The sequence below is a fragment of the Microbispora rosea genome, assembly GCF_900156315.1.
GTDB lineage: Bacteria > Actinomycetota > Actinomycetes > Streptosporangiales > Streptosporangiaceae > Microbispora > Microbispora rosea.
Genome location: NZ_FTNI01000025.1, coordinates 73061 through 88246 on the forward strand (window position 1 = coordinate 73061; position 15186 = coordinate 88246).

The window sequence follows — 15186 nt, forward strand, 5'->3', positions numbered from 1 at the left end:
GCTGACGCCGACTGACTCAGAGCGCCGCCGTGGCGGCCACCATGGCATCGGCGATGCGGGCGACGTCGTCGGGCGTGCAGGCGTACGGCGGCATCGTGTAGATCAGACGGCCGAAGGGCCGCAGCCACACGCCATGCCCCATCACGATGTCCTGAATTTTCGCGACATCGACGGGCTGGTCGGTCTCGATCACTCCGATCGCGCCCAGCACCCGTACGTCCCGTACGCCGGGGGCGGCAGCGGCCGGGGCGAGGCCGTCGAGCAGGGCCGCCTCGATGCGCGCGACCTCCTCCCGCCAGGGCCGTTCGGCGAGCAGGTCGAGCGAGGCGCCGGCCACGGCGCAGGCGAGCGGGTTGCCCATGTAGGTCGGGCCGTGCATCAGCACGCCGATGCGGTCGGCCACCCGCGCGGTGCACAGCGTGGCGGCGAGCGTCAGATAACCGCCGGTGAGCGCCTTGCCCACGCACATGATGTCCGGCCTGATCCCGGCGTGGTCGCAGCCGAACATCTCCCCCGTGCGGCCGAAGCCGGTGGCGATCTCGTCGGCGATCAGCAGGATGCCGTGCTCGTCGGCCAGCTCGCGCAGCCGGCGCAGGTAGGCCGGGTGATAGAACCGCATGCCGCCCGCGCCCTGCACGACGGGCTCGACGATGATCGCGGCGAGCCGGGCCGCGTGGACCTCGACGGCCGCGGTCAGCTCCGCCAGATACGCCTCGTCGGGACCTGCCTCCGACTTCGCGGCCGGGCGGCGGCCGTAGTCGTCCGGCGGCGCCGGCGCGAAGACGTGTCGCGGGAGCATTCCGGTGAACAGATGGTGCATGCCGTTGACCGGGTCGCAGACCGACATCGCGCCGAACGTGTCGCCGTGGTAGCCGCCCCGCACGGTCAGCAGGGCCGAGCGCCCGCTGTACTGCACCGCCATCTTGATCGCGACCTCGACCGCCACCGAGCCCGAGTCCGCGAGGAAGACGCGGTCGAGCCCGGTCATCCCGGCCAGCCGGTGCGCGAGCCGTACGGCGGGCTCGTGGGTCAGTCCGCCGAACATGACGTGCGCCATGTCGTCGATCTGATCGCGCGCGGCCCGGTTGAGACGCGGGTGGTTGTGGCCGTGGATGGCCGCCCACCAGGAGGCCATGCCGTCGATCAGCTCACGGCCGTCGCCGAGGGTGATCCGCACGCCCCCGGCCCGCCGGACGACGTGCACGGGCGTCCCCGAGGGCACGGCCGTGTACGGATGCCAGACGTGCTCCCGGTCGAGCCGGAGGACCTCCCCGGCGTCCACCTACGAGACGATCCCGTTGTCGCGCGCCCAGGCGAGCAGGGCCTCCCGCGCGGCCTCCTTGCCGATCATGCCCTGGTCCATGCGGATCTCCAGCATGTGCTTGTAGGCGCTGCCGATGACCGGTCCCGGCGGCACGCCGAGGATCTCCTGGATCTCGTTGCCGTCCAACTCGGGACGGATCTTGGCCAGCTCCTCCTCCTCGGCCAGCCGGGCGATGCGCTCCTCCAGCTGGTCGTAGGTGCGCGACAGGGCCTGGGCCTTGCGCTTGTTGCGGGTGGTGCAGTCGGCCCTGGTCAGCTTGTGCAGGCGTTCGAGGAGATGCCCCCCGTCGCGGACGTAGCGGCGCACGGCGCTGTCGGTCCACTCCCCCGTCCCGTAGCCGTGGAAGCGCAGGTGCAGCTCCACGAGCCTGGACACGTCGGACACCACGTCCTTGGGGAACTTGAGCTCGGTGAGCCGCTTCTTGGCCATCTGCGCGCCGACGACCTCGTGGTGGTGGAACGACACCCGGCCGCCGGGCTCGTTGCGCCGGGTCTTCGGCTTGCCGATGTCGTGCAGCAGGGCCGCCCACCGCAGCACCCGGTCGGGACCGGCCGTCTCCAGCCCGATCGCCTGCTCCAGCACGATCAGCGTGTGCTCGTAGACGTCCTTGTGCCGGTGGTGCTCGTCGATCTCCAGCCGCAGCTTGGGCAGCTCGGGCAGGACGTGGGCGGCGAGCCCGGTGTTCACCAGCAGCGCCAGCCCCAGCCTCGGGTGCGCGCCGAGGATCAGCTTGTCGAGCTCCTCGCGGATGCGCTCGGCCGAGACGATCTCGATGCGGCCGGACATCGCGGTCATCGCCTCGACGACCTCGGGGGCCACGGTGAACCCGAGCTGGCCCGCGAACCTGGCCGCCCGCAGCATCCGCAGCGGGTCGTCGTCGAACGACTGCTCGGGCCTGCCCGGGGTCCGCAGCGTCTTGGCGGCCAGGTCCGGCAGCCCGCCGTACGGGTCGACGAACTCGTGGCCGGGCAGGCGGACGGCCATGGCGTTGACGGCGAAGTCGCGCCGGGCGAGGTCGCCGTCGAGCGAGTCGCCGTACATCACCTCGGGCTTGCGCGAGGCGGGGTCGTACGACTCGCTGCGGTAGGTGGTGATCTCCAGCAGCCAGCCGCCCTTGCGCACGCCGACGGTGCCGAAGTCGATCCCGATCGTCCAGACGGCGTCCGCCCAGTCCTTGACGATCTCCAGCACCCGCTCGGGGCGGGCGTCCGTGGTCAGGTCGAGGTCCTTGCTCGCGCGGCCGAGGAGGACGTCGCGGACGGAACCGCCGACCAGGGCCAGCTCGTGCCCCCGGGCCGAGAACAGCTCACCGAGTTCGTCGGCGACAGGGGCGATCCGGCGGAACAGTTCGTTCACGGCGTGCTGCTGGCTGTCGCTCAGATTTGAAACGGACAAGGCTGGGTAGGTCCTTCGGTCACGGAACAGAAACTCTCCCCCGATGGCCCAGGTGTTCGGGTGTCACCCAGGGGAGACACACCTAGCGATCACCAGGCTACGGACGGTTCGGGGGCGCTGGACGACGCAAGGAGCACACGAGATGAAAGACGCTCTCGCGATTCACCGCTGGCTCCTCGCCCACCAGATCCACCATGAGATCGTACGTCTTCCGCGCCCGTTGACATGCTCGGACGAGCTCCCCGAGGTGCTGGGGGTCACTCCCGAGAAGTGCCTGTGCGTGTCGCTGTTCGAGGTGTCGGCGCGTGGGCGGACCCACGAGGTGGCCGTGGTGAGCGCGGTGAACGCCTGCCCCGTGCCGGCGGCTGTGGGCGCCGTCCTGCGCGCCCACAGGGTAACCCCCGCGTCCGCCTTCACCGTGAACTCCGCGACCGACTACGCGCACGGCCTGGTCTGCCCGCTCCTGCTGCCCGACGACCTGACCGTTCTGGTGGACCAGCGCCTGATGGACCGCATCGATCCCGACGAGGTCGTCCACACCGCGACCGGCGAGCGCCGCACGGCGTTGCGCCTGCGTGCCATCCACCTGTTCGACCTGGTCGCGGCCAAGCCCGTCGACCTGAGCGCCACCCACAGGAGGGGACTGGCGAGCCTGGTGAGTCCTATGCGGACGGCTTAGGCCATAGCATTCTGGGCGTGCGCCGTACCTCACCGCCGGCCGGCACATGATCCGTAAGGCCGCGCTGCTGACATTGCTGACCGCCCTGCTCGCCTCCCCCGCGGGCATGGCCGGTACGGCTGTCGCGGCACCTCCTCCGGGTCGTGTCGCGGCCGCGGCACCGGCCGATCCGCTCTCCGTCAGCGAGATCACGCCGGAGGTCGTGCGCGTCGCCACCTCCCCCATCACGGTCGCGGGGACCGTTTCCGGCACCCCGGGATCATTCGTCCGGGTCGCCGTCCGTTACTCCCGGGGCAGACCGTTCGCCTCCCGTGCCGAGATGGCGGCCTACCTCTCGGAGCAGGGGTACGGCACCACCAACTGGAGCACCAGAATCCAGGCCACGCCGCTCGACCAGTCGGGAAAGCTTCCGTTCCAGTTCACCGTGACCCCCGCGGAGCTGGGCATGCCCCGGCCCGGGGTCTATCCCTTCGAGATCGAGCTGACCGACGCGGGGACCGGGCAGCGGCTCGGGGTCGAGCGGACCTTCCTGACGTACGCCCCCAAGGGCGAGCAGATCCCCAAGGTCAAGCTGGCCGTCGCCCTGCCGATCGTCGACCGGCCCCACCGCGCCGACGACGCGACGTTCATGGACGACGACCTGTCGGCCTCGCTCACCTCCGGCCGCCTGGCGTCGCTGCTCCAGACGGCGCAGGACACCGGCGACGGGGTGACCTGGTTCGTGGACCCCGCCCTGCTCGACGACGTCCGCGTCCTGTCCTCCGGTCCCAGGAACGTGCGTGGCACGCGCAAGGACGCCGACCCGGCCGCGGGCCAGTGGCTGAACGGCCTGCGCAGCGCGCTGACGGACAAGACCGTCCTCGCCACGCCGTACGCCGACCCGGACATGGCCGCGCTGGTCCACCACGGCCTCGACAAGCAGGCCGCCGCGTCCGTCCAGCGCGGGGCGGCGCTCGCCAGCGAACTGCTCGGCCGGGAGATCCACGGCACCACCGCGTGGCCGCCCAACGGCAAGATCGACCGCGACGCGGTGGACGAGCTGGCGATGTCGGGCGTGACGTCCGTGCTGCTCTCGGGAGACGCGCTGCCGCCGCGGGCCACGGCGCAGAACACAGGGCAGAACACGGGGCAGAACGCGCCGCAGAACGGACAGCCCGTCCCCCCGCCCGCGCAGACCACTCCCGACGGTGCCGCCACGCTCGACACCGTCGCGGACAACCCGCTCACCGCGCTGCTGGCCGACCCCACGCTCAGCGAGGTCCTCGGCGGGAACATGTCCGCTCCCGGCGCCGCGATGCTCGCGCGGCAGCGGTTCCTCGCCGAGACCGCGATGATCGCCTTCGAGCAGCAGACCGGTCCGTCCGGACAGACGGGCCCGACCGGCGGGACCGGGCAGGGCGACACGGCGAAGGCGGCCACGCGCACGGTGATCGCGACCCCCGAGTCGCATCTGTGGACGCCCGACCCGGCGTTCGTCTCCAGCCTCCTGCAGGCCGCCTCCAGCGCCCCCTGGCTGCGCATGACCTCGCTCGACTCGATCAAGCCGGGCCGGGCGGGGGTGCCGCGCGCCGACCTGACGTACACCGAGCGCGACCGCCAGGCCGAGCTGAGCCGCTCCTACCTCGCGACCGTACGCAAGCTGGAGCGCAAGGCCGACGCCGTGGCCACCGTGACCGAGGAGCACACGGACGTCTTCCACACGGCCATACTCCGGCTGTCCTCAGCCTCCTGGCGGGGCGACGGCAAGCGGGCGCTGTCCTTCGCCGGGCAGGTGCAGAAGGCCATCGACGAACGCATCGACGACGTGTCCGTGCTCGACACCCCGCGCGCGGTCGCGGGAAGCAACGGCCAGGTCCCGGTCAGCGTGGCCAACAACCTCGACAAGGACATCCAGATCAAGATCCGGGTCACGTCGGCCAGCAAGTCGCGGCTCGCGATCGACGCGCCCGCAGGGGTCTACCTGACCCCCACCACCAGGATCCTCGCGGGGCGCAGCCAGCTCGTGAACGTGCCGGTGATCGTGCGCAACGAGGGCGGCGACGCGAGCATCGCGGTGCAGCTGCTGACCGACGGTGACGAGAAGTACGGCAGTGCCGTGCGCGTCGTGGTGCGCGCGACCGGCTACACCGGCATCGCCCTCGTCATCGTGGGGGCGGCCGTGGTCATCATGCTGGCCGCCGTGGTGATGCGCGTCCTGCGCCGCAGGTCGCGCAAGGCGTTCCCATTCGACGGTTCCGGTGACGAGGAGGGCCCGCCCGGCGACCGGCAGGGAGCCGTCCCGGCCGAGCGCACCCAGTCGCCGTAGTCTGGGTCGCCGTAATCCGGACCACCACTCTCACGCCCGGGACCACTGGAGGAAGGCGGCCACCCCAAGTCCGGCCGCCGCGAACCGAAGGACAACCATGAGCAGGATGCTGCGGGCCAGCGCGATCATGGCGGCCGGGACGATGGTCTCGCGGCTCACCGGCTTCGTCCGTACGGCGATGCTCGCCGCCGCCATCGGCACTCTCGCACTCGGCGACGCCTACAACGCGGCCTACCAGATCCCCTACATCCTGCTCGACCTGCTGCTCCAGGGCGTCCTCAGCGCCGTGGTCGTGCCGGTGATCGTGCGGGCGCAGAAGCGGGACCCCGACGGGGGCCAGGCGTTCGAGCAGCGGCTGATGACCCTGGGCGTCGTGGTGCTGACGGCCGTCGCGGTGATCGGCGTGCTGCTGGCCCGGCCGATCATGGAGCTCTACACCGCCTCGAACTGGTCCGAGGACAAGGTCGCGGTGGCCACCACGCTCGCCAGGTATCTGCTCCCGCAGATCGCGTTCTTCGGGATCGGCTCGCTGGCCGGGGCGATCCTCAACACGCGGGACAGGTTCGCGGCCCCGATGTGGGCGCCGGTGCTCAACAACATCGTGGTCATGGGGGTCCTGGCCGCCTACTACGTCGTCGGGACGTCCGACATCGAGAAGGTGAGCGAGCGCGACCTCACGCTGCTCGGCCTCGGCACCACCGCGGGCATCCTGGCCCAGGCGCTGGTCCTGATCGTCGCGCTGCACCGGGTCGGGTTCCGGTTCCGCCCCCGGTTCGGGGTGCGCAACACCGGGCTCGGCGAGGCGGCCAGGGCCGCCGTGTGGACGTTCGTCTTCGTCGGCGTCAACCAGATCGGGTTCTGGGTCACCACCAAGCTCGCCACCGGCGCGGGCGACCGGGCCCCGGGCGCCGGCAACAGCGCGTGGGCGTACGCGTTCCAGCTCTTCCAGCTCCCGTACGGGATCATCGCGGTGTCGGTGATCACGGCGATGCTGCCGCGGATGAGCAGGCTCGTGGCGGACGGGGACTTCGCCACGGCCCGCGAGGAGTTCTCCTCCGGGGTGCGGATGGTCTCCTGCGTCATCGTCCCGGCGGGCCTGCTGCTGATGGTGCTCGGCCCGGCGGTCACCACGCTGATCTTCTCGTGGGGCCACATGACGACGGGCAACGCGATCTACATCGGTCATGTGCTGCAGGTGTTCGGCGTCGCGCTCATGCCGTTCTCGGTCTTCCAGCTCCTGCTGCGGATCTTCTACAGCTTCGGCGACACCCGCACCCCCGCGATCATGTCCGGGGTGAACGTGGTCATCAACGCGTCGCTCAGTCTCGTCGCCTACTTCACGCTCCCCGACCGGTACATCGTCATCGGGCTGGCGTTCGCCTACCTGATCACGTACGTCGCGCTCTGCGGCGTCGCGTGGGTGCTGGCGAGCCGGAAGATCGGCGGGCTCGCCGGCCGTGAGGTCACCGCCGGCCTGGGCCGGATGTACGCGGCGGCGATCCCGGCAGCCGCGCTGGCGCTGGCGGTCCTGTGGCTGGCCAGGGAGATCACCTCGATCACCCCCGTCAGCTCGGCCGTGGTGCTCGTGGTGGGCGGCGGCGCCGGAATGCTGCTCTACATGCTGGCCGCGCACCGGCTGCGGGTTCCCGAGGTCCGCTCCATCATTGGACTTGTCGCAAGCCGGGTAGGACGGTAAGAGTCCTCAAGAACGACCGGCAACTGGAAGGTAACTCGAAAGTCCGATTCGGACGTCTTCGATCGGGAAGGCGGGCACAAGCGGCACGGCACTAGCATGGTGCGCCAGGGAGTGTTGAGACACACTCAGGGAACGTCCCGCAGAAACTTGCCCTACCGATGGATTCGGCCGGGCGGGCGACCGCGAGGCGGAGGAGGACCGGCGGCGGCGGCCGTGCGGGCCTGTTCCGGCCCCGCGGATGCTCGTCTCCGGGGTCTCGCCGACCCGGCGGTGCTCCGCTCGGCGACCACGGCAGGCAGGAGGTCTTAGGGGCGCGATCTGGAGTTTCGGACCGGCGAGCGGAAGCGGGAAGGCGTGGGCGGAACCACCCGGCATCGGCTGATGCATGCCGACAAGCCGCGGAGCGGGGCGGCCGCATGAGCATGTCCACGGTCGAACCGGGGACCCGGCTGGCGGATCGGTTCCGCCTGGAGGACAGGGTCCACGAGTCCGGCGGCGCGACCCTGTGGAAGGCCCTGGACGAGATCCTCGCCCGCCCGGTCGCGGTCCACACGTTCACACCCGATTTCTCCCGGGTCCAGGAGGTGGTCACCGCCGCACGCCAGGCGAGCCGCCTGACCGACCCCCGCCTCACCCAGGTCTTCGACGCGGCGGACGAGGACGGCACGGCGTACGTCGTGAGCGAGTGGGTCAGCGGAGAGTCGCTCCTCGACCTGCTGGAGAGCGGGCCCGTCGAGCCCGAGCGGGGCGCGGCCCTGGTCGCCGAGGCCGCCGAGGCGCTGGCGCACGCGCACACGGCGGGGCTCACCCACCTGCACCTGACCCCCGGCCGCCTGGTCTGGACGAGCGGCGGCACGGTCAAGCTCCTCGGCCTCGCCGTCGACGCCGCGATCCTCGACCTGAGCAGCGAGGATCCCGCCAGGGAGGACGCCGAAGGGCTGGGCCGCCTGCTCTACGCGGCGCTGACCGGCCACTGGCCCGGCGACTTGGACTGCGGGCTGCCCCCCGCGCCCCTGGACGACGGCAAGATCTGCACGCCCCGGCAGGTCACCGCCGGAGTCCCCGGCTATCTCGACGCCATCACCTGCCGCGCGCTGCTGCAGGAGCCGCGGCGGGGGCAGCCGCCGCTCGCCACCCCGGCCGACGTCGCCGAGGCGCTCGCCGTGGTGCCCCGCCCCGCGCCGGCGCCGGTCACCACCGCGCCGCCCGCGTTGAACCTGCGCAGCGAGGCGCCGGACGCGCCGGGCATGTCCACCATGCCGCCCCGCATGCCGTCTCATCTGGCGCACCAGATGGCGATGACCTCGCCGCCGCCGCTGCCCCCGCCCCGCCCGCAGACCGGCGCCGCGAGCAAGATCCTGCTGACCGTCATCGTCCTGCTCGTGATGGCGGCCGTCGGCGTGGGCGCCTGGACCGTGGGCAAGAACCTCGGCAACACCCCGCGGGGCGTGGCCGAGTCGGGTGCCGCGCAGTCCCCCTCCCCCTCGCGGAAGCCGGTCACCGTCAAGCCGGTGAGCGCGGCCGGGTTCGACCCCCTGGGCACCGACCGCGCCGAGAAGCCGGAGATCGCTCCGCTCGCCGTCGACGGCAAGCCGTCCACCGACTGGCACACCGACAGCTACAGCAGCGCCGACCTGGGACGGCTCAAGGACGGGGTCGGGCTCATCCTCGACATGGGCAAGCCGGTCCCCATCGCCGACGTGGTCGTCTCCCTGGGTAGCGCCGGCGGATCGACCGTGCAGCTCAAGGTGGGCGACGCGGCGGAACTGTCCTCACTCAAGACCGTGGCGGAGAAGAAGGGCGCATCGGGTTCGGTGACGCTCACTCCGGAAAAGGCCACAACGGGTCAGTACGTTTTGATCTGGTTCACTCGGCTTCCCCCCTACAACGGGCAGTATCGTGGCACTATCTACGACGTAACGGTGCATTCCCCAGGATCGGCATAGCAGGGACTTGTGAATTCCCCACCAGACAATCCCCCGACGGCTGAGCACGCGCGACGCGCGACGTCCGATGCCGACCTGCTGGCCCGCCATCTCGGCGGCGACCCTCACGCGTTCAGCGAGATCGTCAGGCGGCACCGCGACCGGATGTGGGCGGTCGCCCTGCGTACGCTCGGCGATCCCGACGAGGCCGCCGACGCGGTCCAGGACGCGTTCGTCTCGGCGTACCGGAAGGCGGACAGCTTCCGCGGCGAGGCGGCGGTCACGACCTGGCTGCACCGCATCGTGGTCAACGCCTGCCTCGACCGCATGCGCCGCAAGTCGGTGCGCCCTGTCGCCGACGACGAACTCATCGAGGCCGCGGAGCGCGAGTCCCCGGCGACCGACCAGGCAGGCGAGCGCGAGGTCTCCCTGGAGGTCACGGCGGCGCTCAAGCTGCTGCCACCCGACCAGAGGGCGGCTCTCGTGCTGGTCGACATGATGGGGTACGCGGTGGACGACGCGGCGGCGGTGCTGGGCGTCCCACCGGGCACCGTGAAGAGCCGCTGCGCACGGGGGCGCGCCAAACTCGCCCCGATTCTTTCGCATCTGCGGAACCGATCCGACCTCACTCGCGTCTCATCCGGGAAGGGAGCAGAACTTCGTGACGGGTGACACGCACTACGACCTGGAGGTTCTCGCCGAACTGGCGGAGGGTCTCCTCGACGACACGACGGCCCGGCGGGTCCGCGAGCATCTCGCGGTCTGCGACCCCTGCGGGGAGAGTCTCGCCGACCTGGCCGCGGTCCGCGAGGTCCTGGCGGCGATGCCGGTGCCGGCGATGCCCCTGGGCGTCGCCAGGCGTATCGACCGGGCGCTGGCCGCCGAGGCTCCGGACTGGGACCGCGTCCTGCGGGACGCGCCATGGGAAAGCGCTCCACAGGAGACCGCTCCGTGGGACAGCGCCCCATGGGATGACGTCCCGTGGGAGACGGTCGAGCCTCCGGTCGCGAGCCCCGTGGGAACCACCGCGGAAACCGCTGCGGACGTGGAGCCGGAGCGCGAGCCGGCGCCGGTGGCCGCGACGGCGGCTCCATTGGGCGTCGTCGCCGACGACGGGACGATCGTGCCGGCCAGGCGCCGATCGGGACCGCGTACGGCGGGCCGCAAGGCGTCCAGGCGGCGCACGTGGGCGTTGCCGGCCGCGGTCGCCGCGGCGGCGGCCGTGGTGATCGGGAGCGGCGGTCTCGCCACCGGCCTGCTCTCGTTCGGCGACTCGCCGGCCCAGCAGGTGGTCAGCCAGGGCGACCCCGGCCAGAGCCCGGACAATGTCGAGGCGCTGACCTACTCGACGTACGCCAGCGGCCACAACTACACCAGCCGGGAGCTGCACGGTCCGCTGCTGGGTTACTTCGGCGTGGCGCCCGGCTCGGGCACCAACGACGACGAGGACCTCGACACCTGCGTCAAACGGTTCTCCACCGAGCTCGACCGCACACCGATCGGCGTCGACAAGGCCCTCTACAACGGCAACGAGGCCACGGTGATGGCGTTCTGGGAGGACAAGAGCAGTAACGCCGTGCGGGTGGTCGTGGTGGACTCGCAGTGCCACAAGCTGCGGCCCGAGGTTCTGGCCTCCTGGAAGTGAACGCGCGGCGCGAGCCGTACCATCGGCAGTGACGAAGCCCCCCGCGACCTCCGGGGGGCTTCGCCGTATCGGGGCTCGGCACGGGAATGACCGGGGCCTAGGATCTGTTGACGGCACTGCACATCCACCGGGAGCGAAGAAGGCGGGTCCGTTGAGCGACGTTCGTAACGTGATCATCATCGGGTCGGGTCCGGCCGGTTACACGGCGGCCGTCTACACCGCGCGCGCGGACCTCAAGCCGCTCGTCTTCGAGGGGTCGGTCACCGCCGGCGGCGCGTTGATGAACACGACCGATGTGGAGAACTTCCCCGGGTTCCCCGACGGCATCATGGGCCCGGACCTCATGGACAACTTCCGCAAGCAGGCCGAGCGGTTCGGCGCCGAACTGGTGGCCGACGACGTGGTCGAGGTGGACCTGGAGGCGAACCCCAAGGTCGTCAAGACCCACACCGACACCTACTACGCCAAGGCCGTGATCCTGGCCACCGGATCGGGCTATCGCGAGCTCGGGCTGGAGAACGAGAAGCGGCTGTCGGGGCGGGGTGTGTCGTGGTGCGCCACCTGTGACGGGTTCTTCTTCCGCGACCAGGAGATCGTGGTCGTCGGCGGCGGCGACACGGCGATGGAGGAGGCGATCTTCCTGACCCGGTTCGGCAAGTCGGTGACGGTGATCCACCGCCGCGACTCGCTGCGCGCCAGCAAGATCATGCAGGACCGGGCGTTCGCGAACGAGAAGATCCGCTTCGTCTGGGACAGCGAGATCGTCGAGGTGCTCGGCGAGGACCGGATCTCCGGTGTGCGGGTGCGCAACGTCAAGACCGGTGAGGAGTCCGATCTCGCGGTGGGCGGCCTGTTCATCGCGATCGGACACGATCCTCGCACCGAGCTGCTCAAGGGCCAGATCGATCTGGACGAGCAGGGGTACATCAAGGTCGAGTCGCCGTCGACGCGGACGAACATCGACGGGGTGTTCGCGGCCGGGGACGTCGTGGACCACACCTATCGTCAGGCCATCACGGCGGCCGGGACCGGATGTGCGGCGGCGCTGGACGCCGAGCGCTGGCTGACGCTGAACGCCTGAGTCCCGGCATCGGGAATGCGGGGACCGTCCCCGCGGTTGACTGCACCGCCACACCACTCACGCAAGGGGAGAGATACCGTGGGCGCGATCAAGAGCGTGACCGACGCGAGCTTCGAGGCCGAGGTCCTCAAGAGCGACAAGCCGGTTCTGGTCGACTTCTGGGCCGAGTGGTGCGGTCCGTGCCGTCAGGTCGGGCCGATCCTCGAGGAGATCGCCGCCGAGAACGCCGACAAGCTGACCATCGTCAAGCTCAACATCGACGAGAACCCGGTCACGCCGCGGGACTACGGTGTGCTCCAGATTCCGACGATGAACGTCTACAAGGGCGGAGAGGTCGTCAAGCAGATCATCGGCGCCAAGCCGAAGGCCATGCTGCTGCGCGAGCTCGACGGCGTCATCTGACGCGGTTTCCGCCGGCACCACCCGAAGAGCCTCCCGCGTGTGCGGGGGGCTCTCGCGTTTCCCGGGTCCGTACGGGACCGGCTCTCTGGGGGGCGTGCGGGACCCGTGTGCGGGATCCCTGGAAGCGCCTCAGACGGGCCGCAGGGCCCGCTCCGGAGACATGGACCCCAGGAGGCGCTCCAGTGCCACCTCGACGTCCTCACGCCACGACACGGCCGTCTTGAGCTCCAGCCGGAGCCGGGGGAAGCGCAGATGCGGGCGCACGGTCTTGAACCCGACCGACAGCAGGTAGTCAGCGGGCAGCACGCAGCCGCCCACCTGCTCCCACTTCAGGTCGCCGAACGCCTCGATCGCCCGTACGCCGCGGCGGGTCAGGTCCTTGGCCACGCCCTGCACGAGCATCCGGCCCAGCCCGCCGCCGGTGAACTCCGGCACGATGTGCGCGGTCATCAGCAGCACGGCGTCCGAGCTGACCGGGGAGGTCGGAAACGCCACGGAGCGCGGGACGTACAAGGGCGGGGCGTAGAGCACGAATCCGGCCGCCACGCCGTCGACATAGGCGATCTTCCCGCAGCTTCCCCATTCGAGGAGGGTCGCGGAGATCCACGCCTCCTTCTCCAGGGCCGGGTCGCCGGCCTCCGCGGCGCGCTCACCGCTGACGGGGTCGAGCTCCCAGAACACGCACCGCCGGCACCGCCGCGGCAGGTCATCGAGATTGTCCAGGGTGACATTGACCAGCCGACGCGACACGTGATGCCCCAATCCCCGTCAGGAGTCCTGCCAGAAAAGCGCGCGAATACGGCGTCTCCAGCTCGCATCGTAACTCAGCGGAAGGGCGGGAGCGGGTCCGCCACAACGGCCGCCGACGACCATTAAAGGGGTTGGGCGGGCCGAAACCAGTGGTGCGGGAATGCAAGAAAAGGGGCCCTTGATGGTCAATACCCTGTTGTGATCGGAGTGGCGCGTTACCGTACCCTGGATTTCTCGGCTACGTGATCGGAGGTGGACCGTGGCACAAGAGATTGATCACGGTCGGACGAACGCGACTCATGGGTCGCGCATTGACGCCTACGTCGACAGGTACGCCGCCCGCGCAGCCGGGATGGTCGCCTCCGAGATCCGAGCTCTCTTCGCCGTCGCGTCGAGGCCCGAGGTGGTCTCGCTCGCCGGCGGCATGCCGTACGTGAACGCGCTCCCCCTCGACCTCGTCAGCGAGCTCGTCGCCGACCTGGTCGCCTCGCGCGGCTCCGTGGCTCTGCAGTACGGCTCCGGGCAGGGCGACCCCGCCCTGCGCGAGCAGATCTGCGAGGTCATGCGCATGGAGGGCATCGAGGCGAACGCCGACGACGTGGTCGTCACCGTGGGCTCGCAGCAGGCGCTCGATCTGATCACCAGGATCTTCATCGACCCCGGCGACGTCGTGCTCGCCGAGGGACCCTCGTACGTCGGCGCGCTCGGGACGTTCAGCGCCTACCAGGCCAAGGTCGTGCACATCGCGATGGACGACCAGGGCCTCATCCCCGAGTCCCTCGCGCAGACCATCTACGCGCTCCATGCGGCCGGCAACCGGATCAAGTTCCTCTACACGATCCCCAACTTCCAGAACCCGGCCGGCGTGACGCTGAACGAGGTGCGCCGCCGCCAGGTGCTGGAGATCTGCCGCCGCGCCGGCGTCCTCGTGGTGGAGGACAACCCCTACGGCCTGCTGGGGTTCGACGGGGAACCGATGCGGGCGCTGCGGGCCGACGACCCCGAGGGCGTGGTCTACCTCGGCTCGTTCTCCAAGACCCTCGCCCCCGGCTTCCGCGTCGGCTGGGCCCTCGCCCCGCACGCCGTACGCGACAAACTGGTCCTGGCCATGGAGTCGGCGGTGCTGTCGCACTCGTCCTTCACCCAGCTCGCCGTCGGCCAGTATCTCGCCACCCAGCCGTGGCGGGAGCAGATCAAGTCGTTCCGTGAGCTGTACCGCGAGCGGCGCGACGCGCTCCTCGGCGCGCTCGACGTGCTCATGCCGCCCGGTTGCACGTGGACCCGCCCCGCCGGCGGGTTCTTCGTCTGGATGACACTGCCCGAGGGGCTCAACTCCAAGGCGATCCTCCCCCGTGCGGTCGCCGAGCGGGTCGCGTTCGTGCCCGGCACCGGTTTCTACTCCGACGGCGGCGGCGCGCGGAACATGCGCCTGTCGTTCTGCTACCCGGAGCCCGACCGCATCAAGGAGGGCGTGCGCCGCCTGGCCGGCGTGATCGAGCAGGAGCTCAGGCTGCGGGACACGTTCGGCACGGGCTCCACCCCGGGGCACGCCGGCGTCGACACTCCCGGCCCGGATCTCGCCTAGCGGGGTGTCCACGAACCTTGGCCGGGTCGGTCACTGCGCCGGAAGGAAACGCAGATCCCCGCGAAGCCCGCTCCGCTCCACCCGTTCTGGGTCTTCGCTGTGGTCCTCGCTCCCTTCCGCTCCGCTCTCTCCGCCCGGTGAATGGTGACGGACAGCGCACTAGACACGGTACGGCCGCTGCCCGCACGTGACAGAGGAGCCGCCCATGGCACCGCTCATGGGCGGCTCCGGCACAAGTACGACCTTGTCCGAGACGTGACGGCGACGACGCGGCGGCACGGGCGGGGCACTAGCCTGTTCAGGCTGGCCGTACTGACTTCTCGAGGCGAGAAAGGCCCTCTTCGTGAGCGAGCGAACGATGACCCAAGGATCGCCCCCCGCGCGTCCGTGGAGGGGGAC

12 protein-coding genes are annotated in these 15186 nt (G+C 70.7%); 9 read left to right on the forward strand and 3 right to left on the reverse strand.

Annotated elements, in window-relative coordinates; all coding sequences use genetic code 11:
• Positions 1 to 16: 16 nt before the first annotated feature.
• The gene (locus tag BXA11_RS29775) at positions 17 to 1282 is read right to left on the reverse strand and encodes an adenosylmethionine--8-amino-7-oxononanoate transaminase (protein WP_076439865.1); all 1266 of its coding nucleotides are present in this window, start codon (positions 1280 to 1282) and stop codon (positions 17 to 19) included.
• Positions 1283 to 2719: a CCA tRNA nucleotidyltransferase gene (locus BXA11_RS29780; RefSeq protein ID WP_076439867.1), complete on the reverse strand. Its 1437-nt coding sequence runs from the start codon at positions 2717 to 2719 to the stop codon at positions 1283 to 1285.
• Between the two features lie 142 nt (positions 2720 to 2861).
• Here BXA11_RS29780 and BXA11_RS29785 point away from each other — a divergent pair, with 142 nt between their 5' ends.
• The 8 genes from BXA11_RS29785 to trxA all read left to right on the forward strand — a co-directional run bounded on the left by BXA11_RS29785 (position 2862) and on the right by trxA (position 12452).
• Entirely contained in the window at positions 2862 to 3398 is a 537-nt protein-coding gene (locus tag BXA11_RS29785; protein ID WP_030508606.1) for an aminoacyl-tRNA deacylase, read from the forward strand.
• Positions 3399 to 3444: 46 nt separating this feature from the next.
• A complete protein-coding gene (locus BXA11_RS29790) occupies positions 3445 to 5703 on the forward strand; it encodes a hypothetical protein (RefSeq protein WP_143734587.1) in 2259 nt (752 codons plus the stop codon).
• A gap of 97 nt (positions 5704 to 5800) precedes the next feature.
• Positions 5801 to 7399: a murein biosynthesis integral membrane protein MurJ gene (murJ, locus tag BXA11_RS29795; protein ID WP_076439871.1), complete on the forward strand. Its 1599-nt coding sequence runs from the start codon at positions 5801 to 5803 to the stop codon at positions 7397 to 7399.
• Between the two features lie 416 nt (positions 7400 to 7815).
• Positions 7816 to 9345, forward strand: a complete 1530-nt coding sequence (locus tag BXA11_RS29800) for a protein kinase family protein (protein ID WP_076439873.1) — start codon at positions 7816 to 7818, stop codon at positions 9343 to 9345.
• A 9-nt stretch (positions 9346 to 9354) separates the two neighbouring features.
• The gene (gene sigM, locus BXA11_RS29805; RefSeq protein WP_030508602.1) at positions 9355 to 9996 is read left to right on the forward strand and encodes an RNA polymerase sigma factor SigM; all 642 of its coding nucleotides are present in this window, start codon (positions 9355 to 9357) and stop codon (positions 9994 to 9996) included.
• On the forward strand, positions 9986 to 10969 hold the full coding sequence (locus tag BXA11_RS29810; protein WP_076439875.1) for an anti-sigma factor family protein: 984 nt from the start codon (positions 9986 to 9988) through the stop codon (positions 10967 to 10969). The genes sigM and BXA11_RS29810 overlap by 11 nt, the downstream gene beginning before the upstream one ends.
• A gap of 151 nt (positions 10970 to 11120) precedes the next feature.
• The gene (gene trxB, locus BXA11_RS29815) at positions 11121 to 12050 is read left to right on the forward strand and encodes a thioredoxin-disulfide reductase (protein ID WP_030508600.1); all 930 of its coding nucleotides are present in this window, start codon (positions 11121 to 11123) and stop codon (positions 12048 to 12050) included.
• Between the two features lie 78 nt (positions 12051 to 12128).
• Positions 12129 to 12452, forward strand: coding sequence for a thioredoxin (trxA, locus tag BXA11_RS29820; protein ID WP_030508599.1), 324 nt, complete (start codon positions 12129 to 12131; stop codon positions 12450 to 12452).
• A 129-nt stretch (positions 12453 to 12581) separates the two neighbouring features.
• Here trxA and BXA11_RS29825 read toward each other — a convergent pair whose 3' ends face one another.
• Positions 12582 to 13202: a GNAT family N-acetyltransferase gene (locus BXA11_RS29825; protein ID WP_030508598.1), complete on the reverse strand. Its 621-nt coding sequence runs from the start codon at positions 13200 to 13202 to the stop codon at positions 12582 to 12584.
• A 352-nt stretch (positions 13203 to 13554) separates the two neighbouring features.
• Here BXA11_RS29825 and BXA11_RS29830 point away from each other — a divergent pair, with 352 nt between their 5' ends.
• A complete protein-coding gene (locus tag BXA11_RS29830; protein ID WP_081903601.1) occupies positions 13555 to 14787 on the forward strand; it encodes an aminotransferase-like domain-containing protein in 1233 nt (410 codons plus the stop codon).
• The last annotated feature ends 399 nt before the right edge of the window (positions 14788 to 15186 follow it).